This is a genomic window from Streptomyces sp. NPDC014734, from assembly GCF_043083325.1.
Classification (GTDB): domain Bacteria; phylum Actinomycetota; class Actinomycetes; order Streptomycetales; family Streptomycetaceae; genus Streptomyces.
Window position 1 is genome coordinate 194,040 of record NZ_JBIBYN010000005.1, and the last position, 26,451, is coordinate 220,490.

23 protein-coding genes are annotated in these 26,451 nt (G+C 70.7%); 4 read left to right on the plus strand and 19 right to left on the minus strand.

Annotated features, from left to right (window positions below; genetic code table 11):
- Positions 1 to 19: 19 nt before the first annotated feature.
- Positions 20 to 559, minus strand: coding sequence for a hypothetical protein (locus tag ACF1CT_RS11460; protein WP_391783589.1), 540 nt, complete (start codon positions 557 to 559; stop codon positions 20 to 22).
- Between the two features lie 360 nt (positions 560 to 919).
- On the opposite strand from ACF1CT_RS11460, the gene ACF1CT_RS11465 reads away from it, so the two are divergent.
- Both ACF1CT_RS11465 and ACF1CT_RS11470 read left to right on the plus strand, forming a co-directional pair.
- Positions 920 to 1,234 carry a hypothetical protein gene (locus ACF1CT_RS11465; protein ID WP_391783590.1) on the plus strand — a complete coding sequence of 105 codons (315 nt, stop codon included), beginning with the start codon at positions 920 to 922 and terminating at the stop codon, positions 1,232 to 1,234.
- Between the two features lie 183 nt (positions 1,235 to 1,417).
- The gene (locus ACF1CT_RS11470; protein ID WP_391783591.1) at positions 1,418 to 1,756 is read left to right on the plus strand and encodes a hypothetical protein; all 339 of its coding nucleotides are present in this window, start codon (positions 1,418 to 1,420) and stop codon (positions 1,754 to 1,756) included.
- A 534-nt stretch (positions 1,757 to 2,290) separates the two neighbouring features.
- Here the strand turns inward: ACF1CT_RS11470 and ACF1CT_RS11475 are convergent.
- Positions 2,291 to 2,491, minus strand: a complete 201-nt coding sequence (locus ACF1CT_RS11475; protein ID WP_391783592.1) for a DUF397 domain-containing protein — start codon at positions 2,489 to 2,491, stop codon at positions 2,291 to 2,293.
- Positions 2,488 to 3,369, minus strand: coding sequence for a Scr1 family TA system antitoxin-like transcriptional regulator (locus ACF1CT_RS11480; protein WP_391783593.1), 882 nt, complete (start codon positions 3,367 to 3,369; stop codon positions 2,488 to 2,490). The genes ACF1CT_RS11475 and ACF1CT_RS11480 overlap by 4 nt, the downstream gene beginning before the upstream one ends.
- A 173-nt stretch (positions 3,370 to 3,542) precedes the next feature.
- On the opposite strand from ACF1CT_RS11480, the gene ACF1CT_RS11485 reads away from it, so the two are divergent.
- Complete coding sequence (locus ACF1CT_RS11485) at positions 3,543 to 3,992, plus strand: ATP-binding protein (RefSeq protein ID WP_391783594.1); 450 nt, start codon at positions 3,543 to 3,545, stop codon at positions 3,990 to 3,992.
- A 121-nt stretch (positions 3,993 to 4,113) separates the two neighbouring features.
- On the opposite strand, the gene ACF1CT_RS11490 is transcribed toward ACF1CT_RS11485, so the two are convergent.
- The 6 genes from ACF1CT_RS11490 to ACF1CT_RS11515 form a co-directional block, all read right to left on the minus strand.
- A complete protein-coding gene (locus ACF1CT_RS11490) occupies positions 4,114 to 4,545 on the minus strand; it encodes a hypothetical protein (RefSeq protein ID WP_391783595.1) in 432 nt (143 codons plus the stop codon).
- Positions 4,545 to 4,928, minus strand: coding sequence for a transposase (locus ACF1CT_RS11495; protein ID WP_391783596.1), 384 nt, complete (start codon positions 4,926 to 4,928; stop codon positions 4,545 to 4,547). The genes ACF1CT_RS11490 and ACF1CT_RS11495 overlap by 1 nt, the downstream gene beginning before the upstream one ends.
- 150 nt (positions 4,929 to 5,078) lie before the next feature.
- Entirely contained in the window at positions 5,079 to 5,498 is a 420-nt protein-coding gene (locus ACF1CT_RS11500) for a hypothetical protein (RefSeq protein WP_391783597.1), read from the minus strand.
- 116 nt (positions 5,499 to 5,614) lie between these two features.
- Complete coding sequence (locus ACF1CT_RS11505; protein WP_391783598.1) at positions 5,615 to 6,550, minus strand: alpha/beta hydrolase; 936 nt, start codon at positions 6,548 to 6,550, stop codon at positions 5,615 to 5,617.
- A gap of 1,041 nt (positions 6,551 to 7,591) precedes the next feature.
- Positions 7,592 to 9,835 (minus strand): PQQ-binding-like beta-propeller repeat protein, encoded by a 2,244-nt coding sequence (locus ACF1CT_RS11510; RefSeq protein WP_391783599.1) that lies wholly within the window; start codon positions 9,833 to 9,835, stop codon positions 7,592 to 7,594.
- Between the two features lie 460 nt (positions 9,836 to 10,295).
- Complete coding sequence (locus tag ACF1CT_RS11515) at positions 10,296 to 11,507, minus strand: Dyp-type peroxidase (protein ID WP_391783600.1); 1,212 nt, start codon at positions 11,505 to 11,507, stop codon at positions 10,296 to 10,298.
- A gap of 30 nt (positions 11,508 to 11,537) precedes the next feature.
- On the opposite strand from ACF1CT_RS11515, the gene ACF1CT_RS11520 reads away from it, so the two are divergent.
- Positions 11,538 to 12,905, plus strand: coding sequence for a nitrous oxide reductase family maturation protein NosD (locus tag ACF1CT_RS11520; RefSeq protein ID WP_391783601.1), 1,368 nt, complete (start codon positions 11,538 to 11,540; stop codon positions 12,903 to 12,905).
- Positions 12,906 to 13,051: 146 nt separating this feature from the next.
- Here the strand turns inward: ACF1CT_RS11520 and ACF1CT_RS11525 are convergent, their stop codons facing one another.
- The 10 genes from ACF1CT_RS11525 to ACF1CT_RS11570 all read right to left on the minus strand — a co-directional run bounded on the left by ACF1CT_RS11525 (position 13,052) and on the right by ACF1CT_RS11570 (position 26,156).
- On the minus strand, positions 13,052 to 13,900 hold the full coding sequence (locus ACF1CT_RS11525) for a hypothetical protein (protein WP_391783602.1): 849 nt from the start codon (positions 13,898 to 13,900) through the stop codon (positions 13,052 to 13,054).
- Between the two features lie 483 nt (positions 13,901 to 14,383).
- Complete coding sequence (locus ACF1CT_RS11530; RefSeq protein WP_391783603.1) at positions 14,384 to 14,914, minus strand: hypothetical protein; 531 nt, start codon at positions 14,912 to 14,914, stop codon at positions 14,384 to 14,386.
- Between the two features lie 749 nt (positions 14,915 to 15,663).
- A complete protein-coding gene (locus ACF1CT_RS11535; protein WP_391783604.1) occupies positions 15,664 to 18,264 on the minus strand; it encodes an SdrD B-like domain-containing protein in 2,601 nt (866 codons plus the stop codon).
- 470 nt (positions 18,265 to 18,734) lie between these two features.
- Entirely contained in the window at positions 18,735 to 19,559 is an 825-nt protein-coding gene (locus tag ACF1CT_RS11540; protein WP_391783605.1) for a hypothetical protein, read from the minus strand.
- 2 nt (positions 19,560 to 19,561) lie between these two features.
- Positions 19,562 to 19,915 (minus strand): monovalent cation/H(+) antiporter subunit G, encoded by a 354-nt coding sequence (gene mnhG, locus ACF1CT_RS11545; RefSeq protein ID WP_391783606.1) that lies wholly within the window; start codon positions 19,913 to 19,915, stop codon positions 19,562 to 19,564.
- A complete protein-coding gene (locus ACF1CT_RS11550; protein ID WP_391783607.1) occupies positions 19,912 to 20,268 on the minus strand; it encodes a monovalent cation/H+ antiporter complex subunit F in 357 nt (118 codons plus the stop codon). Before ACF1CT_RS11550 ends, mnhG begins: the two co-directional genes overlap by 4 nt.
- Positions 20,265 to 20,882: a Na+/H+ antiporter subunit E gene (locus ACF1CT_RS11555; protein WP_391783608.1), complete on the minus strand. Its 618-nt coding sequence runs from the start codon at positions 20,880 to 20,882 to the stop codon at positions 20,265 to 20,267. Before ACF1CT_RS11555 ends, ACF1CT_RS11550 begins: the two co-directional genes overlap by 4 nt.
- Positions 20,879 to 22,534: a Na+/H+ antiporter subunit D gene (locus ACF1CT_RS11560; RefSeq protein ID WP_391783609.1), complete on the minus strand. Its 1,656-nt coding sequence runs from the start codon at positions 22,532 to 22,534 to the stop codon at positions 20,879 to 20,881. Before ACF1CT_RS11560 ends, ACF1CT_RS11555 begins: the two co-directional genes overlap by 4 nt.
- Positions 22,531 to 23,217 carry a Na(+)/H(+) antiporter subunit C gene (locus tag ACF1CT_RS11565; RefSeq protein WP_391783610.1) on the minus strand — a complete coding sequence of 229 codons (687 nt, stop codon included), beginning with the start codon at positions 23,215 to 23,217 and terminating at the stop codon, positions 22,531 to 22,533. The genes ACF1CT_RS11560 and ACF1CT_RS11565 overlap by 4 nt, the downstream gene beginning before the upstream one ends.
- Positions 23,214 to 26,156, minus strand: a complete 2,943-nt coding sequence (locus tag ACF1CT_RS11570; RefSeq protein ID WP_391783611.1) for a Na+/H+ antiporter subunit A — start codon at positions 26,154 to 26,156, stop codon at positions 23,214 to 23,216. The genes ACF1CT_RS11565 and ACF1CT_RS11570 overlap by 4 nt, the downstream gene beginning before the upstream one ends.
- Between the last annotated feature and the right edge of the window lie 295 nt (positions 26,157 to 26,451).

The window sequence follows — 26,451 nt, forward strand, 5'->3', positions numbered from 1 at the left end:
GGCGCTGTCCTGAGGAAGGTCAGAGGTCCGGCCGGATCTTGCCGCCGACATGCGCGATGCGGATCGTGCCTTCTTCACCGATGGGACGGAAATGAATCCGGCCGGCTCCTGGGGTGAAGCGGGCGTGGAGGTGGAACGTCTCCCACTTCCCGTCCACGTCCTCGAACCTGCACACCCGCTTGCGCGTCTCGCCTTCCGGAGTCACCTTGCTCTGCCATTCCGGCTCTTTCATCGTGGCCGGATCCCATGCGGCGGCTGCGGCGTCCAGCCGCTCCAGGCAGCGTCGTACGGGTACCACCCAGCGCGGATCAAGGTCGCCGAGCCGGGCCTCGGTGCGGGCAGAAACTGGAGGCTCGGGTAGACGGCTCGGCGAGGAGAACCGGCAGATCCCCTTCCGCACCACGCCCGCGATCGGTCGCGGCGAGGCCGCCCCGGTCCGCACCGACCCGGCGATCGGCGCCATCGCCTCGTACGTCCTGAACTCCGCCCGCGACGCGAACACCCACGACCAGATGGTCCGCAACCAGATCACCAGGGACGTGAACGGTCTGCCGGGCACGAAGTCCGCCGACTACGGTCTTCCCGCCTCGGTGCCCGTGCGCAATGAGGCCGAGCGCGCCTGGGAATACCTCAAGCCGCTCTGGCGCGACCTGCGCGCCGTGCTGCCCCGGACCCGGCGACCGGCAAGCCCGCCGCCGACCCGACGGGCCGCGCCGGAACGGACTGGCTCGCCCAGCTCTTCCGCAAGCTGGACTTCGGCGCACCGACGGAGATCGGCACGACGGGAGTTCCGGCAGACTCCGACCCGGACAAGCGCTTCCCCGTCTCCCACCGCCACGGCCCGGCCCTCGTCCACCAGATCCCCTGGAACCAGAACCTCGACAAGCGCCCGGCCCCCGGCCAGGTTCCGCCGCAGTCGATGGTCCAGGGCTGCCTGAACCGCACCGAGGCGCACCTGTGGGCGATCGTCACCAACGGGCGCCGACTGCGCCTGTTGCGCGACTCGTCGTCCTTCTCGACGGCGGCCTACGTCGACTTCGGCCTGGAAGCCCTCTTCGACGGCGAACTGTTCAGCGAGTTCGTGCTGCTGTACAGCCTGCTGCACGCGTCGCGGGTCGCGGTGGCGGAGGGGGCGGCGGCTTCGGGGGCTGGCTGGAGAAGTGACGCGCCGAGGCCGTCACCTCCGGCACCCGTGCCCTGGACCAGCTCCGTCCGGGCGTACAGTACGCCCTGACCGTCGGCCTACGAGTCCCTGCTGGAGCTGGAGCCGAAGCACTCTGCTGCCGACTGGTGGGGGTGGCGCGCAACGAGCTACTTCATCGTGCGACAGTTGGCTGTTCCCACCCCCGACCAGCTTGCACCCCACGCAGCGCTTATCACCCCTCGTGCCCCAGAACTCAGATGCTCTGCACATGACATGACAGGCTTCGTCCGCGACCTCGGCGACACCGGCGCTCCCTTCCGCTGGGAGACCGACCGCCGCGCCATCATGCGCGTCGAGCTGGACGCACTCTTCTTCCACCTCTACGGCATCACGCGCGAGGACACTGCCTACATCCTGGACACCTTCAACGTCACCCGCGACAACGACATCAAGGCACATGGCGAGTACCGCACCAAGAACCTGATCCTCGCCGAGTACGACCGGATGGCCACCACCGGCCTCACCATGGAGACCCCGCTCGTCGAGGGCGATTCCGGCACCTATGGGTCCACCCTCACCCCACCCCCCGGCCACGGCCCCCGTCACGACTGATCCCGCTCCCCCACCGAAGGAACCAACACCCGTGGTACGCCGAAGCCAGACCAGCAACCCGCGCACGTCCGTCGTCCTGACCTCGGGCGCGGGTTGGGCGACGCGTGCCGCCGGGCAGCGCCGGAGCAGTGGGGCGGAGTCTCCGATACCCCGGCGGCAGGCGGGGAAGGCCAAGGCGTTGCGGCAGTGCCTCGAAGTGATTCGCATGGCGCTCAACGCCAGGCGTTGGGCCCTGGCGCGTTACGAGCTCGATCGGGCCAGGGTTCTCGTCAATGCCCTGCCCGCCGACCAGACCGTCCAGGAGCGAGAGCAACTGACGCTGCTGCGAAGGAAGTTCAAGGCACGCGGCACGACGGCCGCCAAGAACGCCGCACAGAAGAAGACGGTCGCGAAACCCACCGCGAAGAAGGTCACGCCCAAGAAGGTCACGCCCAAGAAAGCTGCGACCAAGAAGGCCGCACCCAAAAAGGCGGCGCCGAGGCCGGAACCAGCATCCGATCTCGGCGACCGCTTCATCAACCGTGCCGCGCTCGGTTACACCTCCGAGGCACCCGACACGTACCGCACGAAGGGCACCCATTCCGCGCGTCCCACGGCGAAGGCCGGGCGGTCCAGGTCCTTCGAGTCCCTTACGTGAACAGCCGTTTCGGCGACTGCGATCTCCACGCAGCTGTCGCCCTGGCTGCCGCTGTAGCTGGACTTGAACCAGGCGAGTTCCGTCGTTCCGCTGTTCATAGCTCTCCTCGCAGTCGCTCCAGCAGGTCCCGGGATTCCTTGGGACTCAAGGCCTGCGAGCGCAGTCTTTCATAGCGTTGGCAGAGCAGGCTCACCTCTTTCCGGTCCGAGATGAGCCGACCGTTCTGCTGTCCCTCCGAGTAGCCGAGCCGCTGCCCCGCGGGGGTCTCCAACAACTGAACCGGCCCATCCAGGCACGGATGCAACTCCGCCTCCAGCGGCACCACCTGGAGTGTCACGTTGCGCGGAGCACTCCGCTCCAGCACGTGGTCCACCAGGCCGCGCATCGCCTCCGCGTTCCCGAACCGCCGCCGGAACACGTGCTCCTCGACGATGAAGCTGAACGGCACCGTGGGCCGCTCACGCATCATCCGTTGCCGCTCCATTCGCGCGGTGAGCTGGTCCTCCAGTTCATCGTCGGTCCGCAGCGGAATCGTGCCCTCGAAAACCGCCCGCGCATACGGCTCCGACTGCAACAGCCCCGGCACCAGACGACATTCATACGTGTACAGACTCGCCGCGTCCCGTTCCAGCCGGGCCCAACGCCGGAACCACACCGCGAGCCCGACCTCACCGCGGCTGAGGTGGCATGCGGCCTTCCGAAGTGCGCCCGTGTTGCCGAGCGCCTCCTCCGCGCGCTCGACGAACGCCTCGTCCGCCATGCGGCGCCCGAGTTCGATGGACTCCACAGTGTGTTTGGAGTACCGGACAAGGGCGGCGAGCTCCGCCCGGCTGAGGCCCGCGTGCTCGCGCAGGGCCTGGACGACCGCGCCGAACGTGCGCAGACTGTCCGACGGATGGGGCTCCCGCTCCCACTCCGTCGCCGAGACCGCCCGAACGTCGGCGCTCCCGGCCGCCTCCCCCTCGACTTCGTCCATCCGCCGCTCCTTTCTCCGTACCGCACCCGCGACAGCTGCTCGCCGTCGTCCACGTTCGCCACCCAGTGTGACTGCTTGTCCCGCGTACCACCTACTCCATGTGTCCGTACGCTGACTCCGCGTACGGGATGCGGTACTCGTATCCGGCCATATCCGGCCGCCACGATGGGGGCATGAACCAACCACTCCCCCAACTCGTCGGGACTCGACACGTCTTCACGCAGCTGCTGTCGCCCACGCGGCGCGGCGCCCGGCTCGCCCGACTTCTCGGTGTGACGCAGTTGCAGTCCTGGGGCGCCCCGCAGGACCTCACGGAGCGTGCCGAGTTCGTCGTCGCGGAGCTCGCCTCCAACGCCGTCCTCCATGGCTTCGTGTCCGGCCGGAGCTTCCGGCTGTCGCTCGCGTTCGACGCCTCATCCGGTCGCCTCCGCATCGACGTCACCGACGCACGCGGGGATCGGTGGCCACTGACCGGGCCTCCGGGTACCGCACCCGAAATGCTCCGCACGGGCGGTCGCGGCCTCGCACTCGTCGCCGCGCTCTGCGATCACTGGGAAACACTCCCCCATCCGCCCAGCGGCAAGACCGTCCGAGCCGAACTGACCACTCCGAACCGTGAATGAGTACAGCCGGCCGGACGCCATCCGAAAACCGGCCACCCCCATCCGGTGGGCGGGCTCCAGGCGGTGGCTGGAGCGAGGCCGGAAGCGTGGCCGCGCAGCCACCCACAGCTGGTTGTACCGCTCACGAGGAGTCCGGTTGCCCCCTGTGAAGGATCGCGCGAGCGATCCGGAAGAGGGCAAGGACAAGAGCGCCGGCGGCGAGGACAGCGAGAGCGGCGATCGTGGGGTTCACCCATGCGGGAACGAGGCCGACATGCTCGTTGCACGCGTCGGACAACGGGAAGTACGACGTGCCATCCGCACCGGTGCGGTCCCGATACGCCTGGTCGTAGGTGGTGTGGAGGGTGAGCTCGCAGGTCTCCCGTACGTCCAGACCGCCTGAGAAGATACCGAAGCCCCACACATTGGCCGCGAGGCTCCCGAAGATCAGGGCGGCGCCGAGGAGCGCGACGGGCTGCTTGTGCCACGGTGGGAGCCGTTTCGCGCTATGGCGCAGCATCAGCAACCCTGCCGGGAGCGTCAGGACAAGACCTGCGAGGACGAGTTCGAACATCAGGACTTGGAACCGATCCCAGCGACGATCGCATCGGCGGACGCGAGCGCCTGCTGCCAGTCACCGGCCGTCGCCACGGCGTACGGCGTCGTACGGAGCGTCTGCGCGTACGCGGGCGCCTGGGCTTCGGCCTTCAGGCACGTCGCTTCGATCCGCGCCACAGCGCCGTACATGTGACGCTGTGCCGCAGCGGTGGCATCCTGCTGGTGCGACACGATGCTCAGTCCCCGCGCCCCGGCCTCCTTGACCCAGCCGCGCAGGCTCTCGGAGCTGATGCCGAGTTCGCGGGCGACGTCGGTCACCGTCCGTCCCGACGATCCCACGAGCTCGATCGCGTCCCGCTTGTCGTCGTCGGAGTACCGCTTCGTGTACTTGCTTCCCACATGGCACTACTTCCTCTGGAACCTCTCAGATCCCAGTCTCCAGGTGTCCGTGAGCAAGGGGAAGCTTCATGGAGCGCCTTGCCCCAGAGCAGCGCCGCCGCTTCCGCCGGACCGTGGCGGGCTTCGTCGACGAGCCCCGCTCAGAATCAGTCAGAACTTCTGTTGTTCGGCATCGGGGGGCAGGAGACAGGGAGTGTCGACAGACAGACTCCATTGATCATCGGCCACGTCACCCGCGGAGGCATAGTGCTTGTCCTTCGGATGCCGGGCCTGAACACCGTAAGTGCCACGCTCCTGCCCAGGGCCTTCCTGGTAGCCGACGATCTCGAATCCCTGGGCTTCAAGTTCGCTTTTCAGTGCCCTGGCCGCCTCGCTGTACCGAGCCCGGGGCAGCTTGGCGCGTGCGTTGAACATCAGGGTGAACCGGCTGTCGTCGGCTGTCTCGCCGTTCTTGCCGGTGCAACTGGTGAAGTTGGCCTTGGCCGTGGCGGGAATGATCTCGGCCTCGGTCGTGCGGGTCATGGACTCGACCCAGTGCTGGGCCCAGGCCTGCGCCTTCTCCTTGCTCATGCGGGGAAGGGGATCGTTTACGCCGTTGTCGGACATGCAGCCTCCGAGAAGCAGTGCGAGGGCAAGGGCGAGGGAGGCCCGCCGTGTTGTGGGCATGGTCTGCGGTCTCTTTCGGATCAGTTGGACGGCCCGGGACGCGGCTTCAGCCCGGCGATGATGCGGCCCTGATTGTCGAGGCTCTGACTGCCGTCGTCCCAATATCGGCTGTGCCCGGAGGTGTCGACGTACATCCTCTGGGCTCCGAAATCGGGGTCCTTCGGGTCCACTGAGAGTGTGAGTCCGGAGGTCCAGTTGGAGACGAAGTCGTCCCCGGAAGCGCCGACCCACAGGTGGTGGGGATTCACGTGTAGCTGGTCGGCGCGTTCCACAGTGAGGCCCGGGCTGCCGACAACAACGATGTCGTCCGCGTCCAGTCCGGTGCCGCCAGCATCGGCGGCACCGGTCATAGAAGATCCGTAGCTGTGGCCGATGACGGTGAGGTGCCCGCGATCGCCTTCCTGTGCGGATCGGAGACCGTGGGTGAAGTTGCGCAGGTCTTCTTCACCTGCCTTGGCCCGGCCTTGGGTGATTACGCTTCCGTCGATCTCGGGGGCGTCGTAGTCCATCCAGCTGATCACGACGACGTCTTCTCCGGCTGCGGTTGAGTTTGCCGCCGCGTTTTGCAGTTTCTCGATGCGGTTCAGCTGTCCGCCGTAGTTGTCCAACTGGTTGTCCGTTCCCGGCACCAGGACCGCGGTGTGCCGGGCGCTGTCGGGGTTGCCCAGGGCCACGATGGCACGGCCGTCCTTCTCGGTGCCGAATCCGAGGAGGTACATCTGCTTGTCTGCCGGGCCGCCGTCCGTCTTCTCCAGACGGTCCTTGAGGTTGGTCAGGTGCCGGTAGTTGTACCGGTCGTGGTAGCCAAGGCTGTCTTCCCGCAGTGCATAGTCATTCAGACGCAGGTCCAGGGCTGAACGGTTGGCTTCATCGCGGGTGGGCGTGGGCAGACCGTCCAGCGCGCCGATCCTGTCCGGGTAGGCGGCGAGGTAGAACTGCCGCTTCTCCTCGTCCAAGCCTGGCCTTGTGAAGGCGGGCCGGTCACGCGCTTGCGGCCGCCCTTCTGGGTGTCATCGAACGCCTTGGCGAGCTTCTTCCACGACGCCGTGGCGGCGTCCATTTCGGCGAAATCCTGGCGGAGCAGTTGTGCAAAGAGTTCGGGCATCGTGGTTGTTCACCAGCCCCGGAACTTGGAAAGGATGTCCTGCTCAAGGATATCCGTCCCGCTCGCCAGGCCCCGAAGTCCTTCAGCGTGACCGCCCCGGCTGACGCGCGCAGGTCGGCATGCGACACGTTTTGGTCCCACCCCATGAAACATCTCCCCTGCTTCGTAATCACGGACATCGTATGCACGGCGTGAAGGGAAACCACCAGGTTCCATGCCGCCCGCCAACGCGATCTCGAGTAATGGGATCACGGAGTCGTCATACATCGACGCGAATCACCCGACGCGAATCACCCGACGCCGAGAATCCCAGCAGGCGTTCCGAGACGGCCTCTGTCGGACTGGCTCAACCTGAAGCACCGTCTCGGCTCCCAGGACTTCGCGGAGTCGAGCGGTCTCTCCGCCGCCGGGAGCGTCCTGCCGTCCGGAGAGTGACGGGACGGCAGGACGAATCGCTTGGCAGTGTCAACGGGCAGGCTGCATGGAGTTCGCGTGGGCCTCACCTCGCACGGAAGGTGACCCGTGCCCCAGCCCGGCCGTCTCCCCGGTGCGCCCGACTTCCGGCTCACGCTCCCCAAGGACGGCGGAGAGGCGCACGGACGTCTACTCACCGAGTTCGGCGGGAACGGCACGAACAAGTTTCTCCTGCACGAGGGATCGTTCGTGGCGGCAGAGACATCGCCCGGCCTCCGCGACCACAGACGCCTGATCCGTGCGGATCCGCGGGCGAGCGGCGCGCCTGGAATCGCACGCCCCATGCCGCGCCCGCTTTCCGATCGACGGTCACCCGACAGGCTCTCAGCGTCCCGCCGCCCGGTCGCGCAGGTGACCGAGTGACCCGCCGCGGTGGCCCGCACGGCGCGGAGGCGGCCGGCGTCCGGTGCCGCCCGGGTCAGCCCGGCTTCGGCGGGTTCTGCGTGTCGAAGGCGAAGAGGGTGTTCTTGGCCGCGGCCGCGATCACCACACGCCCCGCGACGGCCACGCGCGGGCTCGCGCCCTGCTCGCCCGTCAGACCATCGGCCTGCGGGTCCGTTGACCACAGGGTCTTCCCGTCGTTCGGCGACAGCGCGACCACACGGCCGGTGGCCGAGCTGAAGTACAGCGCGTCGGCTCCCGCGACGGGGCCCGACGCACCTTCCACGCCCGTCTGCCGCGACCACTTCTTCCGGCCGGTCGCCGGGTCGAGCGCCGCAATGAGACCGGTCTGCGTGCTCACGTAGACGGTGCCGTCCGCCATGCCGGGCGTCCCCGCGTACGTCGTGGCCAGCCGGGAGTACGTGACTTTCCGCGAGGCCGGGTCGACCCGCGCCACTCCGTCGTAGCCGACCAGTATCGGGCCGTCCATGCGTCCCTGAAGCAGCACGAGCCCGCCGTCGGCGACACCCATCGGCACGGCGGGGCCTTCGACCTCGATCGGCCTGCCCAGGGCCCCCGAGGCGGGGTCGACCGTGTACAGGGTGGGGTGGTACACCTCCACGGCATCCACCTCCTCGTCCGTCCCGCACATTGCCATGAGCTGGGGGCCCACCGGGACGGGCGCGCACTGCCTGCCCGCCGGGAACGACGTCGTCCAGGTGACCTCACCGCTGTGCGCGTCCCGGGCCTCGAAGCGGGAGTTGGAAGCGTCGACCGTCACGACGGCGGAACCGAACACGACGGCGTCCTCGGTACGACCCGTGACGGCTGTCGACTGGGCGCCGGACGGCGCGGACCACAGCTCCCGGCCGCTGCTCGCGTCGATGGCCACCACCTCCCGGGGAGGGCCCTGCGGGGCCTCCTGGGCGGCGAAGCGGTATCCGAGCACCGTATCGCCGGTGGCGCCCACCATGTGCATGCCCTGGGTGGGGACACCCGGGCTCTTCACCGTCCACGCCCGCGAGCCGTCCAGGACGCTGATGCGGGTCGCGACAACACCGCCGCCCCCGCAGAACAGTGCGTCGCCGTGCGCGACGCAACGCAACTCGTCGGGGATGTCCTCCTGACCGCCCGGCACGGTCGTGCGCCAGGGCTCGAAGCCGTCGGGGAGCGCGACGCCCGGCTCAGCGGCACTGCTGCCCCTGTCGCCGCCGACGTTTCCCCCGAAGCCGCCCGCCTTCAATACGGCGACTCCGCCGCCGATCGCCGCCACCGCGACCGCGGCCGCCAGCACAGGACGCCATCGGCGACGCAGACGGCCGCCGACGGGGGCGCCTTCGCTCCCCGTATCGGGAACGGCCGGGGCGGTGGTCGGGGCAGTCGGTGCCGGGGTGGCCGCCGTCGCGAAGTCGTGCTGGGTGGCCATGTCGCGGGTGCAGCCCGCGCCGGTCCCGTTCGCGTCGGTCCCTCCGAGGTCGGTCGGCAGGTCCCGCAGCAGCACGAGGAGTTCGTCCGCCGAGGGGCGCCGCTCGGGCTCCTTGTCGAGGCACGACTCGACGACCGCGCGCAGGGCCACCGGCACGGCACCCAGCGACGGCTCCTCATGCACCACCTGATACGCCGTCATGTACGGGCTGTCCGCGTCGAAGGGCCCGCGGCCCGTCGCCGAGTACACCAGCAGCGTCCCCAGCGAGAAGACATCGGACCGCGGTCCCACACCACGCGGCGCCCGCAACTGCTCCGGCGACATGAAGGGCGGCGTACCGATGACCCGCCCTGTCATCGTCAGCGTCTGCTGATCCGCGGCGCGCGAAATACCGAAGTCGATGACGCGCGGACCCTCGGGCGAGAGCACGACGTTCGAGGGCTTCAGGTCACGGTGCACGACCCCCACCCGGTGGATGTCGCGCAGCGCCTCGGCCAGCCCGATGGCGAGCCTCCTCAGCTCCGCTCCGTCCAGCGGGCCCTCCGCGGCGATGTGCTGGGCGAGCGTCCGGCCCTCGATATAGGTCGTCGCCATCCACGGCTGCTCGGCCTCGGGGGCGGCGTCGACCACGGCGGCGGTGAACGCACCGCTCACCCGTCTCGCCGCCGCCACCTCCTGCCGGAAACGGATACGGAACTCGTCGTCCCCCGCGAACTGCTGGTGGATCAGTTTGATCGCGACAGGCCGCCCCGAACTCGTACGGGCCAGGAAGACCGTACCCATGCCGCCCGAGCCGAGCCGCGCCTCAAGTGGATAGCCGCCGATCTCGGCTGGGTCACCCCCGCGCAGCGACACTCTTCCCGACCCCCCTCCCCCGTGCGCCTCTGTCACCACGGGCCTTCGTACCTGTCCTGCACACAAACTAGCCGCAAGGCGGTACGGCAGAGCAAAGCGGGTGGCGAACTGCGGGCCCGGTGCTTCCCCCGCCACGCGCGGAGCCCTGTCGGCGCAAGCGGACGGGACGGCCGCGGGGCGGTGTCGGCCCGGCCCGGGACGGCCGCCCGGCCGCGGGAATTCGGCGTGCGGTGCCGGAAGCGGTGCGTCTCGGGGCGGAGAAGCCCCGGATGCCGGATGCAGTCGGGACTCCTGACGCAGTCGGGACTCCTGACGCAGTCGGGACTCTCGACGCATACAGGACTCTTGACGCAGTCGAGACTCTTGACGCATCCGGGGCTCCTGGCATATCCGGTACTCCGGTATGCATTTCGGGATTCTGGATGTATTCAGGCGTTGCGATGACGCGGCGGGCGGGCCCTCATGCCCAGAGCTGTTCGCCGAGAGTCCCGGTGGGTGCGGTGCCGGGCAGCACGTAGGCCACGGCCGAGGCACGGTGCTGGAGGAAGGGGGCGAGGGCGTCGCGGGCGGCCAGACGGTCCTGGACGCGGGTGAACTGGGCGGGGTCGCGCATGAAGGCGCAGAACAGCAGGCCGCGGTCGGTCGGGCCGTCGTCGTAGCTGTAGCTGCGGCGGAGCATCCGGGCACCACCGTCGTAGCGGGGGCTGGCGAGACGCACGTGGGCGGTGGCGGGGATGACGTAGGAACCGTCGGGGTTCTTGGCGTAGATGTCCGGCTCGTCGTGCTCGGCGGTGCCGCTGAGGGGGGCTCCGTCATGGGCGCGGCGGCCGATCACCCGGTCGCGCTCGGCCTCGGGGAGGGCCGTGAAGCCGGTGACGTCCATATGGATCCTGCGGTAGACGAGGACGGTGCCGTTCCGGTGGGTTCCGGTCGTGTCCCAGACCCACCGCTCGGCCGCCGTCCGGTCGGGATTGGCGATGCCGTCCTTGGAGCCGAACAGGTTGCGAGGGGTCGTGCCCGGGGCCGTCAGGGGCAGGAAACCGGACTGGGTCCAGCGCGGTACGGCGCCGGCGGAGTGCGCCGCCGTGCCGACGAGTTCGGCGACGACGGTGACGGTCCAGCGGTCCGCCGCGCACAGTTGGACCAGGAGATCGCCGTTGCTGCGGCGCGGGTCGAGACGGTCCCCGGGGAAGGCCGGCAACGCGCCGAATGAGGCGGGGACGTCGAGGCGGAGGCGGGTGGCGAGGGCCGGGCCGATGCCGACCAGGGAGGTGAGCCGGGTCGCGCCACCGCCCTGCAGTCGCGGATCCGGCGGGTCGGCGGAGGCGGCGGCGGCGAGCGTGCGGGTCAGTGCGCCGAGAACGCCGCGCAGAGTCTTCCGGTCGTCGGCGGTGGAGGTCTGCGGGAGGTCGAAGGAGAGCAGGTGCGTCGCCGGTTGCTGGGGCGCCGTGACACCCGCCTGCCGGACACCGTGGAAGGCGATCGCGGTCTCGGCCGCTGGGGCACCGGCGGTGGCGCGTCCGGCGGTCCGGTCGCCCCTCGCGAGTTCGTCGGCCGCCGCACCGATCCCGGCGGCGAGCACCACTCCACCGGCGAGCAGTGCCCGGCGCCGCCCGAAACCGGTTGCCGCGGGGCGGGACGATTCCTGCGCATTTCCCTGTTCGGTGGGCATACGCCTATTGCAGACGATAAAACATCTGCCATGCAACTCCTGTCTCCAGAAAGCTCGTTGGTACGCCCGGTGGTCCCGGCGACGGTGGTCCGGACGGCCCTGCGTCTGTCGGTACTTGTCGTCTCGGTCGTGATGGCCGCCGCCGGGTGCTCCGGTACGGGATCGACGTCCTCCGACGCACGGCATCCGGCGGGGAGCGTGCTGCGCGTTCCGCAGGACTTCCGTTCGGTGCAGCAGGCGGTGGACGTCGCCCGTGAGGGCGAGACGGTGCTGGTCGGCCCGGGCGTGTACCGGGAGAGTGTGCGCGTCACCAAGCCCCGTGTGGTGCTGCGGGGAACGGACCGCAACGCGGTGGTCCTCGACGGCGGTATGCGGCTGGCCAACGGCATCACCGTGACCGGCGCCGGATCGGTGGTCGAGAACCTCACCGTGCACGGATACCTCGCCAACGGCGTGCTGTTCACCGGCGTCACCGACGAACGGCTGCAGCGGCGCGGCGCCGGCGGCTCCGCCTACGACCCCCTGGACACCACCCGCTTCCCCGCCGTCCGGGGGTTCCGCGCGACCCGGGTGACGGCGTACAACAACGGTCTCTACGGCATCTACGCCTTTGACGCGCGCGACGGCGTGATCGAGGACTCCTACGCCTCGGGGCACGCCGACTCCGGCATCTACGTCGGCCAGTGCAAGCCCTGCAACACCGTCGTCCGCGGCAACACGGTGGAGCGCAACGCGGTAGGCGTGGAACTGACCAATGCCTCGGACGCCCTGTCGGTGCTGGGCAACCGCGTCGTCGGCAACCGGGTCGGCGTCACGATCAACTCCAACGATCTGGAGGCCCTCGCCCCGCAGCACGGTGCGGTGATCGCGGGCAACGTGGTCGTGGACAACAACGCCGCCGACACACCCGAGCAGGCGGACGGGGGCTTCGGCATCGGCATCGGCATCGGCGGCGGAACCGGGAACCGCGTGCAGCGCAACCTGGTCCGGGGCAACCGCGCGGCCGGGGTGGTCGTCACCGACCCGCCGGGGCATCCGGCGAGCGGCAATCGGGTCGAGGGCAACCACGCCACCGGCAACGGGGCCGACCTCGTGCTGGCCTCGGTCGATCCCACCAACTGCTTCGCGGGCAACCGGCCGGCCATCCAGAGCCCGGACGGTCTGGAGGGTCGCGCGGGCTGCGGCACCGGCGGCAGGGGCACGCTGCCCGGTGGCCGGACGGTGCCGGTGCAGGCGCCGCCGGGAGTCCCGTTCAACCGTGTGCAGGCGCCGCCCGCCCAGCCGTCCATGCCGGACGCGACGGTCCCGGGCAAACCGGCGACCGGTCTGCCGGGGCCGGTCGACGCGGCCGCGTATCCGCTCCCGGAGGACGCGGGTTCCGTGCCGCCTTCACGCTGAGCGCGGTGATCCGGTGGACGCGGTGACGCGGCGAGCCCGGGGAATCGGCGGACGCGGTGACGCGGTGGGCACCGTCCCCGTTCACCGTGCCGCCCCGGGAGGCGGGGTGAGGAGGACCGTCGGCGGCCGGGGAGCCGCCCGCGGCGTCAGCCGGTGCTCCACGGTGCCTCGGGGAGCTTCGCCCGGCTGTCGCGTCCGGAGAACTCCACGGTGGTCGGAGTCCCCAGGCCCGGCATCCGCATCGTGACCCGCCGCAGACCGCCGTCGTCGTCGACCCAGTACGTCAGCGGCGACCGTCCGCCGTCGGGCCCGGCACTCGACTTGGCGCCCTGGGCCCGCGGCCCGGCGAACCGGTCGTAGTCGCGGCCGTCGATCCGCTCGCGATCCAGCCAACGGGCTCCGGACTGCGCGAGCAACAACGGGTTGTCGGGGCGGTCGGCGCCGAGCCCGATCAGCAACCGGAGCCCGGCGTCCAGAGGATCGGTCGTGTAGGAGCGCGAGGACCAGCCCGAGCGCGGAATGTGCTCGGCCTGCTGCCAGGGCGGGGTGGTGTCACCCCGCGTGGCGCGGGCCAGGCCGAGGCCGCCGCTGTCCCAGACGATCAGACCCCGGTCGAGCTGCCCGGCGACGGGCCCGGAAGTCCCGGAGGGGCCGAAGGTTTCGCTGGAGGCGCCGCCGGCACCGCTGACCTGGTAGCTCCCGACGGCCCGGTGGGTCCGGTAGTCCACGATGCCACTGACCCGCACCATCACGCCGCCGCCCTCGGTCGTGGTGAGGGTCACCGCGACGGGACTCGCCTGGTACAGGTTCAGCCGCGACAGTGCCAGTCTGGACGCCTCGTCCGTCGTCACCGGCCGCTCGTCGGTGTGGCCGGAGAGGGCCCGGTAGACGGCAAGCCCGCCCGCTGCCACGCCACACACCACGAGCACGATCAGAGATCCGAGCCAGCGGGTCCGACGCGGCACACGGCCACCGGTCTTCCTCTTCCGAGCCATGCGGTCGCCTTCTCTCGTCGGTCGGTCACACAGGAGGACGGGGGTGCGAACCGATGGTCCGCCGACCCGCCCGGTCCGGCCCGGCGCCTCACCGTTGCCGGCCGGATCACTTGGGCCCCGTGCCGGTTCCGGACCGGTCCCGCGAGCCCGGCGTGATCCCCACGGGACGACCCGGTACCGCAACCGTGCTCGGCATGACCGTGGAACAGTTCAGGAGCTGTGGTGTCGTCGTTCGTCGTGGCCGATGCGTGCTCGGTGTTGTGCTTGCCTGCGCCCGTGGGAACCGTGCGGAACCCGGGCGACTTCCGGGGGAACGGACGTGCTGTGAGGCGAAAGCCAGGACGGCGGATCCCGGGCGGGCTCAGCGGGACGGGGCGCTGTTCACCGTTTTCTGATCCCCTTTTGGAGTTCGGCCGCACGGGCTGTTGTCAGGGAGACGTGGGCTGCCGTGGCAGGGGCGATGTGCCGTACCAGGCATGGTGTTTACGGACCCGGTAGTGGCCGGGGCCGCATCCGTTCTTCGCGGTCCGGAGACATTGCTCGATCGTACACCGGCAACTGGCCACGGTCAGAAGGATGTTCAGGCCGGTGCCGTCGGCCGCGAACCACACGTCGAGGGCGATCCCAACAGGCGATCTCCACGGGATCGGGTGATGAAGAGGTGGTCGGCGAGCATTTCGTCGAGGCTTTGCCGAAGGCCTGTGCGATCTCGTTGAGGTCGTCCGCGGTATGGACGGAACTGATCAGGAGGCTGTGCGGTTCGGGCAGGTACTCGCCGTGCTTGCGCATGTAGTACGCCGGGGCGATGGTGGCCTTGAAGTTGCTTCCCGTCATTCGGTCCCGGTACGGCTTCGGTTCGTCATGGCTGAAGGTGAGGGAGAAGATGGAGTTGCGGGCCTTGGCCCGGCAGGCGATGCCGCGTTCGCGGGCCGCTTGGCTCAGCATGACGGCGAGCTGTTGGGTGTGCTCGTCGAGCTGCCGGTAGAGCTCGGGGCGTGTCTTGAGACGTCGCACGGTGGCCGTGTCTGCCGCGCAGGTCGGTGAGTCGCCGCTGAGTGTGCCACCGGCGGGGATCCGGTTCTCGTCGTTGGTGAACGGTCCTGGGAGCTCTCGGCCATGTCGATGGACTCGGTGCGCCCCACGACCGCGCCGCAGGGCAGTCCGCCGCCGATCATCTTTCCCGGGCAGGTGAGGTCGGGCGGGATGCCGGTCATCGCGCGGCACGGGCGCACCGTTTCGACGCTCACGCGTTCCCCGGGCCGTCGACCGCGGCCACGAACTCCGGCGCGGCCTTTCGCACCTGCGGCGCCGTTTGCGCCCCGGGACTCCACTCCTCCGAACGTGACTCCGGTCGACCCGGGCTTCACCGCGAGCCCGCCACGGCGACCGCGGGTCGCGGCCCGGGTCCGATTCGCCACACCGACCGGCTCGCCGGCATCGATGCGAAGGTCCGCGCCGAAGCCCCGGGCGGGGCTTCGGCGCGGACGGAACCACGTGGGCGATCGGAACCCGATGACCAGTATCCCGTCCCGCCGGACCGGTCCGAGATCTGCCGTCCCGATCGCCCTTCCCCTCAACACACCCCCTCTTCTCCCGGTCGCTCAGGTCCTGCGCCGTCCCAGCTGCGACGAACACAACACCGAGCGCCCATCAGTCACGACGAACGACGAGGCCACAGCCCCTGAACGGTTCGGCCGTCAGGGCGAGCGCGGTTGCCCTGCCAGGGTTTGCGGGGAATCAAGGTGTCGGCTCCCCGCAATCCCTCAGTGGTGCGACGTCCTTCGCCTGCGCATCAGCACGACCAGCGCCGTGCCGAGGACGGTGAGCGCGGCGCAACCGGCCAGGGCCAGCGGAACCAGCCTGCTCGTGCCGGTGGACGCGAGGCCCGAGTCGGAGACGTGCCCCGCCGCGCCGGGAGCGCCCTGTTGACCCGGGGCCCCGGGTGAACCCGGTTTGCCCGGGGCCGTTGTCGTCGGTGTCGGCGTCGGTGTGGGCTCGGGCAGCCGCTGGTTGACCGCTGTCACCGACACCCCGGCGTCGAGGTTGTCGGAGGTGAGGACCAGCGGCCCGAACACCGGCACGTCCGGTACGGCGTACCCGTCGGGCGGGCTGACCTCCTGCCAGTAGTACGTTCCCGGCACACCGGCGCCCTCGCAGATGCCGTCGGTGCCGGTCACGCAGGGCTCGTCGACCGGTGTGTCCGGTTCCGTCCCGGTGGTCTGCAGGCCGTCGGTGTCGTTCGTCTCCTTCCACAGCCGGAACGTCGCCCCGGCCAACGGCTTGTCGTCCTGGTCGTGTTTGACCAGGCGCAGTGCCCCCTCCTGCTGCCGGAAGCCGAAGTCGTAGGTGTGGTCGTTCTCCCCCGGCCCGCCGGTGGTCAGCGCCCGTTCCGGGAACTTCGCGCCCTTCGGGACGATGCCCTTGGAGTCGATGAAGTGGTTGTCACCGACGTCCGCTTCCGTGGGCACCCATTGGTGGAGCGGGCCGCCCTCGGCGTAGTCGGCCGGTTCGTCGAGGCGGATGGTGTACTTGGTCCTCGGCAGGAGGCCGCCGGTGACGTTGGAGTCGTCGAAGTAGTACTCGCCGCGCGCCGTCGTCCTGGTCGTGCCCACGAGCTTGCCCGACTCGTCGTACAGGTGGACGGTGGCGCCCACGACCGGGCGCTGGCCCGGTTTCTGGATGCCCGTGCGCTCGGGGTCGTACCAGACCCGGTTGCCGATCTGCAGCGGTGCCTGGTCGCAGAGGACCTCCAGGTCGCCCATCGAGGCGCCCTTGCCGAACGGGGCGACGGTGCCCGGCGGGTTCAGCCGCAGGCCGAACTTCGGGTCCTGCGCGCCGTCGCGCTGGAGGAACGACGTGCCGTAACCGTAGGCGGTGTGGTCGGGGTCGAAGGCGGAGGTCGCGATGGTGTTCTCCACCCCGGAGAGCGCCATGCCCGCGAACGCCGTGTTGCGGTGACCGCCCCAGCTCGTGTCGAAGAACCGGGTGCCCCGAGGGGACAGCCCGCAGCCGTTGTTGGTGTCCATCACGTACGTGTCGTCCACCGGACATGCCTTGTTCAGGTCACCGCCCGACATGACGACGGCGGCGGAGCCCGGTGTGGGACCGGCCGGTGCGCGGTCGCCGAAGCGGTCGCGGAAGGACAGCAGCATCGAGCCGTCGGTCTCGAAGGCGATCTCGCCAAGTTCCGGTTCGGGGTTGGCGATGGTGGAACTGCCGCACGGACGGCCGTTCTGCGAGACCGGGTAGGTGTTCGTCCACGGGAACCAGCCCGCGCCGTCGCACGGACCACCGCCGACCGTGGACTGCCGCGGATAGTCCAGTGGCTGGTCCAGCACCGGCTTCCGGAACTCTCCGGTGGCGAGGTCGAAGGGCATGACCACGGCGCGCAGGTCCGAGACCTTCCCGGTGGACTCGCCGGAGCACACCCCGCCGACGTAGCCGACGCCGTCGTGCAGGCCGAGGCCGAACGGGCGCCAGTCCCCCGGCGCCGGACAGCCCGGGTCCGGAACGGTGGCGACGGCCTCGGGCTCCCGGGCGGTCTCCGCCGTGGCGTCGTACCGGTAGAGCTTGCGATTGTTGAGGTTGACGACGAACAGGTCCTTGCCGTCGTCCGTGACCTTGATGCCGCCCAGGCTCTCCCTGCCGGGCGCGGCGAGGAAGGCGTCGTCGGTGCCCGTGCCGTGTGCCGTCGTCCCCGCGTCCGGGACGACGGTGAACAGCGCGGTCTTCTTCCGGGCGGGGTCGGTCACGTAGATCCCCCCGGCGCCGCCCGGACCGTAGTCCGTGCTGCGTTTGGCCACCGCCGAGGAGAACACCCGCTTGTCGGCCTTGTTCCACGCGACGCCGAACAGAGTGCCGGTCTCGGCGTTGGTGGCGATGTTCGTGACGTTGACGTCGACGCCGTCCTGGCCGCGGGCGTCGTACGGGAAGGAGACCAGCGTGCGCTGAGTCCCGCCCTCGCGCGTCGTGGGCTGACAGGTCGTCATCAGCGGTGCGTTCTTCTGGCAGTAGTCGCCCGGACTCCACAGCCCGGTGGTCAGCGCCACGTTCTTCCCGCCGGAGAGGTCGACGAACTCCTCGTTGCTGCTCAACTGGTCGGGTGCGCCGTCGAGTCCCTGGCGCGAGGCGAAGGCCGGGAACAGCACACCCGGTTTCGGGTTCACCACCTGCACGCGGTAGGTGCCGCCGGTCTTCTCGTCCGCCGCCGGAGTCAGTGTCACGGTGCCGTCGGCCGCCGTGACCCCCTCGACGCCGGTTCCGGCGTCGTCGGTGAGGGTCACCTGGACGCCCGCGATACCCGGTTCCAGTGCGGGCGTCCAGACACCGCTGGCGTCCACGGCCCGGATCACCCGGACCGTCACCGATCCCTCCCCCGCCTGCGAGTGCGCCGTGGGCGCCATGGCTAACGAGGCGCTGCCTATTCCCAGGGCGAGAGCGGCCGCACTGCCGACGGCGCGGCGGCCGAGAACGCGCGGACACCGCCGACGCGGTGCGGGCGCAGCTCTCTTCGATCGTTCATGTGTGGATGTCATCCCCTGCTCTCAGCGTCAACAAGCCCCTGCGGCCCCGCTCGTGAAGGAGTACATAGAGATGCGGAGAACCGCCTTGTCGGCGATCTTAAAGATGGTTTAGGCAAGATCGTGCCGGAATGGCGAACTCGGTCTTCACGAGTTTCCCGGCCTCCTGGACGAACCGGCCGACGCACGTGTCCGGAGACGAGCCGCCTGCGGACGTCCGGGTTCCCGTCGTCCCGCGTCCCCGCCGCCCGGCCGGTCGTTCTCGGCGGAGCCGGTCGGCGGCGGGCTGCCTGTTCCGGTCCCGCTCGCGCGGTTCAGCGGCCGATGTCGCGTGCGAGGTCCAGACCGAGGACGCGGTCGAGATGGGCGAAGGTCTCGAACTTGGCGCCGGGCGGCAGATCGGAGCGTGCCGCCACGTCGTCCAGCGTGCCCAGCACGATGTGGACGCCGAGATCGTCGACGAGCGCCGCGTGCGACCGGTGCAGCAGGTCGTCGGGGATCGGCCGGGACGGCTCGCGCGCCCAGTCGGCGACCTGGAGGCGCCACCGGCGCAGGGTGCGCCGGGCTTCGGCCAGGGCTTCACCGGTGACCGTCGTCGGCGTGGAGTAGGGGCGGCCGAGCAGCAGCAGTCGAACGGCGAGCGGGTCGGCGTCGTCCGTCACTGCCTCGTCGGGCGGGTCCGGTGCGAGGAGCGGGCCGGGCGCGCCCTCGGCGAGCGGGGCCGTACCGACCGGGCCGACCTCCACCCACGCCCCGTCCGCGGCATCGGGCGGTCCGGCTCCCCGCGCGGTCACGTGCACGTCGGCGGGGCCGCCGAGAGCCGCGTCCGGCCGGTGCGCGCCGACGACGACGGGCGGGTGGACGCCCAGTACGGCCATGACCCGGTCGAGGGCCCGGAAGCGGTCGTCGCCCAGCCGCGGTGTGCTGAGGACGGTGACGACCTGGAGGCCGTGCAGTTCGGCGGTGCGGGCCAGTACGTCGCCGATCAGCAGGACGCGCAGGTGTCCCGGCCCGATCCCGGTGCCGTCCTCCGCGTCCGCGTCGAGGCCGGACAGGTGGACGTGTCCGCGCAGCAGACGGCGCGGCGCGGCGGGGATCTCCACCGGACGGCCGGTACGGGTGTCGGTGACGCGCAGCATGGTCAGCCCTTCTCGGTGAGTTGCTCGTCGAGTTCGTCGAAGAGCAGTTCGGCGTGGTCGATCTGGCCGGTCCGGTAGGCCGCCCGGGCCACCAGGTGCGCGGCGACCGGACCGGTCATGAGCTGGAAGAAGGCGATCAGCCCGAGGGTGGCGAGGTCCATGCCGCTGCGCAGCCGCAGGGCGACTCCGGCGAGGACCAGGATCATGCCGAGGGTCTGCGGCTTGGTGGCCGCGTGGCTGCGGGAGAGCACGTCCGGCAGCCTCAGCATCCCGATCACCCCGAGCAGGCAGATCACCGCGCCGACGGCGACAAGTGCCGCGCCGGTGGTGTCGAGGATCTGGAGCCAGACCTTCATGGTGTCCCTCCTTCGCCGCCGGTCGCCCTTCCGGTACCGCTCCCGGGCCCGTCCGCCCCGATCGATGACGTCGGCCGGTCGCGGGCGGCGATGAAGCGGGCGATGCCGACGGATCCGGTGAATCCGAGGAAGGCCAGCACGAGCATGATCGGGAAGTAGAACGGGTCGCGCGCGAAGGCGGACTTGGCACCGAGGCCCGCGATGATGAGGGCGGCGCACACGTCCAGCGAGATGGCCCGGTCCAGCATGGACGGGCCGAGCCAGATCCGGGCGAGGAGCACCGCGCCCGCGACGACGATCACGACGACGGACGCGGTGAGCAGCACCCGGTCGACGGTCTCCGGAACACTCATGTGTGGTGCCTCCCGAGGTGTCCGGCAGGTGGTGGTCCGCCGACGCGGGCGATCTCGTCGGAGGTGCCGAAGGCCCGTACGACGAGCCGTTCCAGCCGCCAGACGGAGCGCCGGGCCGCGTCCAGCGCGGCGGGCCGGTCCGCGTCGAGGACGTGCAGGAAGAGGGTGGCCGTGGCGCGGCGCACCTCGACGATCGATCCGCCGGGGATGTTGGACACGGCGACGGCGGTGGCCGCGAGCATCAGGTCCGAGCGGCAGCGCAGGGGTACGGCGATGACCGCGGCCCGGTGCGGGTAGCCGACGAAGATCTGCCGGGTGACCCGTACGCCCGAGGTGTACATGTCGTGGAGCAGGGAGCCGGTGAGGACCACGATGCCCCAGGGGTGCAGGCGGAGCCCGAGGTCGACCCGGGGCAGTGGGAAGGCGAGGCAGACCGCGATCGCGACGACCACGCCGGTCGGCACGTTCACCCAGTTCGGTCCGGACCAGAGCAGCACCCAGATCACGGTGAGCCAGGCGATCAGGGAGAGATCCAGCACGCGCCGGCCCCGGTACCGGCCGCCGGGGGCCGGTCGGTCCTCGCGCCGGAAGGACAGCGTGATGAAGCGCTTCACGGGCTGAACACCGCCTCCGTGTAGGGGGAACGGGTGATGAGTTCGACGGCGGCGCGGTCGGTGTAGGAGGTCAGTGGTCCGGCGAACACGGTGAAGGCGAGGCCGAGGGCGACGGCCGCGGCGGTGGCCGCGGTCATCGGGCGCGGCAGTCGCGTCGTGGTGGTGACGGCGTGTCCGTGCAGGGTGGCCGCGACCGCGCGCCCGGCGGGCTGGTGGCGGTGGCGGACCGACTCGTCGCCGCTGCCGGGGATGTGGTCGGGCCCCGTGTCGATGTCGGCGTCCTCCTCGTCGGGACCGGCTTCCAGGAGGGTGCCGGCCTCCGCCTGCCCCGGGGGCGCGGCCCGCCAGAACGCCAGGTTCCAGACCTTGGCCACCACGTACAGCGTGAGCAGGCTGGTCACGGCGGAACCGATGACGAGGAGCCAGGCCCAGGCCCCGCCGTCGGCGACCCCGGCCCGCATCAGGCCGAGTTTGCCGATGAAGCCGGAGAGCGGCGGGATGCCGGCCAGGTTCATGGCGGGGACGAAGAAGAGGACGGCGAGCAGGGGTGCCGCCCTGGCCAGTCCGCCGATGCGGGTGAGTTCGGTGGTGCCGCCCCGACGTTCGATCAGCCCGGTGGTCAGGAAGAGTGTGGTCTGCACGGTGATGTGGTGGGCGACGTAGACGATCGCGCCGCCGTACGCGTCCCGGGTGGCGAGGCCGATGCCGAACACCATGTAGCCGATGTGGCTGATGAGGGTGAAGGAGAGCAGCCGTTTCAGGTCGGTCTGGGCGACGGCTCCGAGGATGCCGATGACCATCGAGGCTAGTGCGGCGGCCATCAGCAGGTCGCCGAGCCGGTTGCCGGGGAAGAGCAGGGTCTCGGTGCGCAGCATGCAGTAGACGCCGACTTTGGTGAGCAGGCCGGCGAAGACCGCGGTGACGGGGGCGGGTGCGGTCGGGTAGGAGTCGGGGAGCCATGCGGCGAGCGGGAAGACGGCGGCCTTGATGGCGAAGACGGTGAGCAGCATGGCCTGGATCAGGGTCTGCACGCCAAGCGGGAGCTGGACGAGGCGGCCGGCCAGTTGGGCGAAGTTGGCGGTGCCGGTGGCCGCGTAGGTCATGGCGATGGCGGTGAGGAACAGCATCGACGAGAGCAGCGAGACGATGACATAGGTGGAGCCTGCGCGGACGCGGGGGCCGGTGCCGCCGAGGGTGAGCAGGACGAAGCTGGCGACCAGCATGATCTCGAAGCCGACGAAGAGGTTGACGAGGTCGCCGGCGAGGAAGGTGCAGGAGACCCCGGCGACCAGGATCAGGTACGCGGGGTGGAAGACCGCCACGGGTGTTTCCTCGTCGCGGTCGGCCATGCCCTGGCCCAGGGAGTAGATCAGTACGCAGAGCGTGATGGCGGAGGAGACCGTCAGCATCAGCCCCGAGAGCCGGTCGGCGACCAGGGTGATGCCGAGCGGCGGTGCGAAGTCGCCGAGGTGGACGGCGAGCGGTCCCTGCCGGTCGGCGGCGATCATCAGGGCGACGGAGAGGCCGAGCACGGCGGTGAGGACGGCGACGCTGACGAGGCGTTGGACCTGTTTGAGCCGGGTGCCGAAGGCGAGGCTGAGGCCGGTGGCGCAGAGCGGCAGCAGCACCGGCAGGGGGACGAGTTCGTTCATCCGGTGGCTCCCGGGTCGGTGTCGTCGGGACGGGTGTCCCGGTGCGGGCCGCCGCCGTCGGGGCCGGTGGGGCGGTTGCCGGAGGGGCCGGGGGGTGCGTGGTTCTCCGGCCGGGCAAGTCCTTTCGCGTAGTCGTCGGGGTCGGCGCCCAGGACGTCGTGCCAGAGGTCCCCGGTGGCGTACCGGCCGCGGGCCTGGAGGGCGCGGTCGGCGCGCAGTCTGGCCCGCAGGCGGCGGCGTTCCGCGCGGTAGCGGGCACGTTGCTCCTCGGTGACGTCGTCGGCGGCCCGGTAGCGTTCGCGCAGTTCGTCCCGCTCCCCCAGCACCTCGGCGCGCAGCGCGATGCGCCGGTCCTCGTCGTCGTCGTGGACCTCGTCGGTGCCGTTGAGCTGGTGGCTGCGGTAGGCCATGGCGAGGAGGAACGCCGTGGTGGCGAGGGTGATGACGATGGCGGTGAGCGCGATGGCCTGCGGCAGCGGGTCGGTGACCAGGCGCAACGGGACGCCGTAGAGGAGCGGTTCCTCGCCGGCGGGTCCGCTCGCGGCGATGACGAGCAGGTTGATGCCGTTGCCGGCGATCACCGCGCCGAGCAGGATGCGGGTGAGGGGCCGGGTGAGCATGAGGATGCCGCCGACCGCGCACAGCACCGCCGCGGTGGCCAGGAGCGAGACGCTCACCGTCATCGCGGGGTGCCCTCCGTCCCGGGGGGCGCCTCCGGCGGTGGACCGGTGCGCGGCGCCGCGTCGTCCGGTTCGGCGGCGTGCAGGGCGGCGGCCCGTTCGATCTGCCGGTCGATCTTGGCGCCGAGCGCGCGCACGATGTCCAGGACCACGCCCAGGACCAGGAGGTAGACGCCGAAGTCGAAGAGGACCGGGGTGCCGATGTGGTACGGCCCGATCAGGGGCAGGTGTCCGTAGTGGGTCCAGGCGTGCAGGACCGTTCCGTCGACGAGGCCGAGCAGGGCCACACCGGTGGAGACGAACAGACCGAGGCCGGTGAAGAGGCCGGGTTGCAGGGGCGCGGCCTCGGCGAGTTCGAAGCGACCGCCCGCCAGGTAGCGGGTGATCAGGGCGAGTCCGGCGACCAGCCCGGCGACGAAGCCGCCGCCCGGCATGTTCTCCGCGCAGAACAGCAGGTACACCGAGAGCACCAGGACCGGGTGGAACAGCAGCCGGGCCACCACCTCGAAGACGATGGAGCGGTGCTCGGGGGCGAGCGTCGAACCTGCCGCGAGCCAGCCGCGCTCCGGTGCCCCCTCGTCGCCCCGGGGCAGGCCCGTCATCCCCGGCGCGTTCAGCGACCAGGCGGTTCGTCCCCGGACCTCTTCGCGCAGCGACGCGCCCTCGGTGCGGCGGTGCAGGTAGATCAGGCTCGTCACCCCGATCGCCGCGGCGGCGAGCACGGCGGACTCCCCCATGGTGTCCCAGGCGCGCAGGTCGACCAGGATGGTGGCCACCACGTCCTTGAGGCCGTGATGGGCGACCTCCTCGACCATGGCCGCTCCCGCCGGGTCCGTCGTACGGGCGGCCGCCGCGACCCACACCACCACGCTGAGTGTCGCCGCCGCGGCCAGCGCCACCGGGACGCGGACGATCCGCCGTCGGTTGCTCACCGATTCCTGGAAGTGCACCGGCATCCGGCGCAGCACCAGCACGAACACGATCATGGACACGGTCTCGACGCAGAACTGGGTGAGCGCCAGGTCGGGGCCGCCCTGGACGACGAAGAGGAGCGCCGCGCCGTATCCCGTCAGTCCGGCCAGCACCACCGCCTTCATCCGGCGTCTGACGACGAGACAGAGGAGGGCCGCCGCACAGGTCAGGACGGCGACGGCGCCCTGCAGCGGGACGTCCCAGAGGCGCGGGAGGACTGCCCCGTGCCAGGGCCGGTCCACGCCGAGGACGGTGAGCTGGCCCGCCAGCATCACGAGCAGGGTGGTGGCGAGGTAGACGGAGAGCGAGCCGCGCTGGATGAAGCCGGTGAGCTGGAGCGAGAACCTTTCCAGACCGAGCAGCAGGTGCCCGAAGACGCTGTCGGCGGTGGGCCAGGCGATCCGGCGGGAGAGCCGGGTGACGGGGTTGCGGCCCGCGAAGAGCGCCGCGCCGCACGCCACGGCGAGGGCCGAGAGCAGCAGGGCGGTTCCGAGTCCGTGCCAGAGTGACAGGTGGTAGGGGTGTGCGACCGGGGGGAAGGTGTCCGCGTACGCGCCGAGCAGCCCGTCGACCCCGCCGACGCCCGGTCCGAGGAGCAGCCCGCAGGCCGCGAGCACGGCGGGCGGTGCGAGGAACGCGGGGCCGACCCGGTGCACGGGGGTGTCCTCGACGCCGGGCTTGCGGGCGAAGGCGCCCCAGACGAACCGCACGGTGTAGGCGACGGTCAGCGCGGACCCGGCGACCGTGGCGCCCAGTGCCCAGCGGTCCGCGGTGTTCCCGTGCAGCAGCGCCTCGAACGCCGCCTCCTTGGCGGCGAAGCCGAGCAGCGGGGGCAGGGCGGCCATGGACGCGGCGGCCACCACGGCGACCGTGCGGACGTGCGGCAGCGCCCGGCCGACGCCGGACAGTCTGCGCAGGTCACGGGTGCCGGCCGCGTGGTCGACGATGCCGGTGACGAGGAACAGCGGTGCCTTGAAAAGGGCGTGAGCGAGGGTCATGGCGGTGGCGGCCAGTGCCGTGTTCCGGTTGCCGACCCCGGCGAGCAGGACGAGGAAGCCGAGTTGGCTGACGGTGCCGTAGGCGAGGACCAGCTTGAGGTCGTTCAGGCGCAGTGCCCGCCAGCCTCCGAGCAGCATGGTCACCGCGCCGAGCACCATCACGACGGGCCGCCAGACCGGCACGTCGGAGAAGGCGGGGGCCAGCCGGGCGACGAGGTAGACACCGGCCTTCACCATCGCGGCGGCGTGCAGGTAGGCGCTGACCGGGGTGGGCGCGGCCATCGCGTTCGGCAGCCAGAGGCTGAACGGCCAGATCGCGGACTTCGACAGCGCCCCGCACAGGATCAGCACCACAGCGGCCGTCACGGCGGCGTCGGCCGGGGGCGGGTCGGCCAGGATCGCGGAGATCCGGTAGGTGCCGGTCGCCTGACCGATGATCAGGAAACCGATGAACATCGCGAGGCCGCCGAGCGTGGTCACGGTGAGGGCCTGGAGCGCGGAGCGGCGACTGTGCTTGCGTTCGCTGTCGTATCCGATCAGCAGGTACGAGAAGACCGTGGTCAGCTCCCAGAACACGTAGAGCGACATCAGGTCGTCGGCCAGGACCAGGCCGAGCATGGCGCCCGCGAACGCCAGCAGGTTCCCGGCGAAGCCGGCGAGTTGCGGGGTCGTGCCGGTGAAGTACGAGGCGCAGTAGAGCAGGACCAGCGTGCCGATCCCGGCGGCGAGCAGCACCATGAGTTCGGCGAGCGCGTCGAGCCGCAGATCGACGCCGACGCCCCACGCGGGCATCCACGACCAGGTCTGGACGACGGAGCCGCCGGACGCCGTGGTCCGCCACTGCGTGGCCGCCCACACGGTGGCGGCGGCCGGCGCCGCCGCGAGGACGACGAAGGCACGACTGCCCAGCAGGCGCACCAGCGGGCGGGCGCAGCCGGCGAGGACGAAGTGGCAGACGATGAGCGCGGTCATGCGTCCCCGGAGGGCATCCCACACCCGCCCGGGCCGGGCGTTCGGAACCTGAGCGATGCGTTACGGACAAAGTGCACTTGATACAGATATATCCCCGACCGTGCCTCACCCGTACGGCGCGCCGCGCTCTCCCCCGAGCGCCGAAGTACGCCGACGTCAGTTCCGGCCATCGGCTTCCGGCACGAACACCACCACATGTGTCGGGCCGTCATGTCCAGTCGCCCCGGGGGACGGTCGCGGGGCGGGCGAACCGGAACAGAACGGGGAGTTCCGGACCGTTGTGACGAGGATGTGC

Excerpts from the sequence above, each read along its gene's own strand:
- ACF1CT_RS11565 (WP_391783610.1), bottom strand. The coding sequence starts at position 23,217 with ATGACGGTGAGCGTCTCGCTCCTGGCCACCGCGGCGGTGCTGTGCGCG.
- ACF1CT_RS11515 (WP_391783600.1), bottom strand. The coding sequence starts at position 11,507 with ATGCCCACCGAACAGGGAAATGCGCAGGAATCGTCCCGCCCCGCGGCA.
- ACF1CT_RS11480 (WP_391783593.1), bottom strand. The coding sequence starts at position 3,369 with ATGGACGAAGTCGAGGGGGAGGCGGCCGGGAGCGCCGACGTTCGGGCG.
- ACF1CT_RS11500 (WP_391783597.1), bottom strand. The coding sequence starts at position 5,498 with ATGAGCAAGGAGAAGGCGCAGGCCTGGGCCCAGCACTGGGTCGAGTCC.
- ACF1CT_RS11550 (WP_391783607.1), bottom strand. The coding sequence starts at position 20,268 with ATGAGTGTTCCGGAGACCGTCGACCGGGTGCTGCTCACCGCGTCCGTC.
- ACF1CT_RS11485 (WP_391783594.1), top strand. The coding sequence starts at position 3,543 with ATGAACCAACCACTCCCCCAACTCGTCGGGACTCGACACGTCTTCACG.
- ACF1CT_RS11470 (WP_391783591.1), top strand. The coding sequence starts at position 1,418 with ATGACAGGCTTCGTCCGCGACCTCGGCGACACCGGCGCTCCCTTCCGC.
- ACF1CT_RS11465 (WP_391783590.1), top strand. The coding sequence starts at position 920 with ATGGTCCAGGGCTGCCTGAACCGCACCGAGGCGCACCTGTGGGCGATC.
- mnhG (WP_391783606.1), bottom strand. The coding sequence starts at position 19,915 with ATGAAGGTCTGGCTCCAGATCCTCGACACCACCGGCGCGGCACTTGTC.
- ACF1CT_RS11490 (WP_391783595.1), bottom strand. The coding sequence starts at position 4,545 with ATGTTCGAACTCGTCCTCGCAGGTCTTGTCCTGACGCTCCCGGCAGGG.
- ACF1CT_RS11525 (WP_391783602.1), bottom strand. The coding sequence starts at position 13,900 with ATGGCTCGGAAGAGGAAGACCGGTGGCCGTGTGCCGCGTCGGACCCGC.
- ACF1CT_RS11570 (WP_391783611.1), bottom strand. The coding sequence starts at position 26,156 with ATGACCGCGCTCATCGTCTGCCACTTCGTCCTCGCCGGCTGCGCCCGC.
- ACF1CT_RS11540 (WP_391783605.1), bottom strand. The coding sequence starts at position 19,559 with ATGCTGCGCGTCACCGACACCCGTACCGGCCGTCCGGTGGAGATCCCC.
- ACF1CT_RS11560 (WP_391783609.1), bottom strand. The coding sequence starts at position 22,534 with ATGAACGAACTCGTCCCCCTGCCGGTGCTGCTGCCGCTCTGCGCCACC.
- ACF1CT_RS11520 (WP_391783601.1), top strand. The coding sequence starts at position 11,538 with ATGCAACTCCTGTCTCCAGAAAGCTCGTTGGTACGCCCGGTGGTCCCG.
- ACF1CT_RS11475 (WP_391783592.1), bottom strand. The coding sequence starts at position 2,491 with ATGAACAGCGGAACGACGGAACTCGCCTGGTTCAAGTCCAGCTACAGC.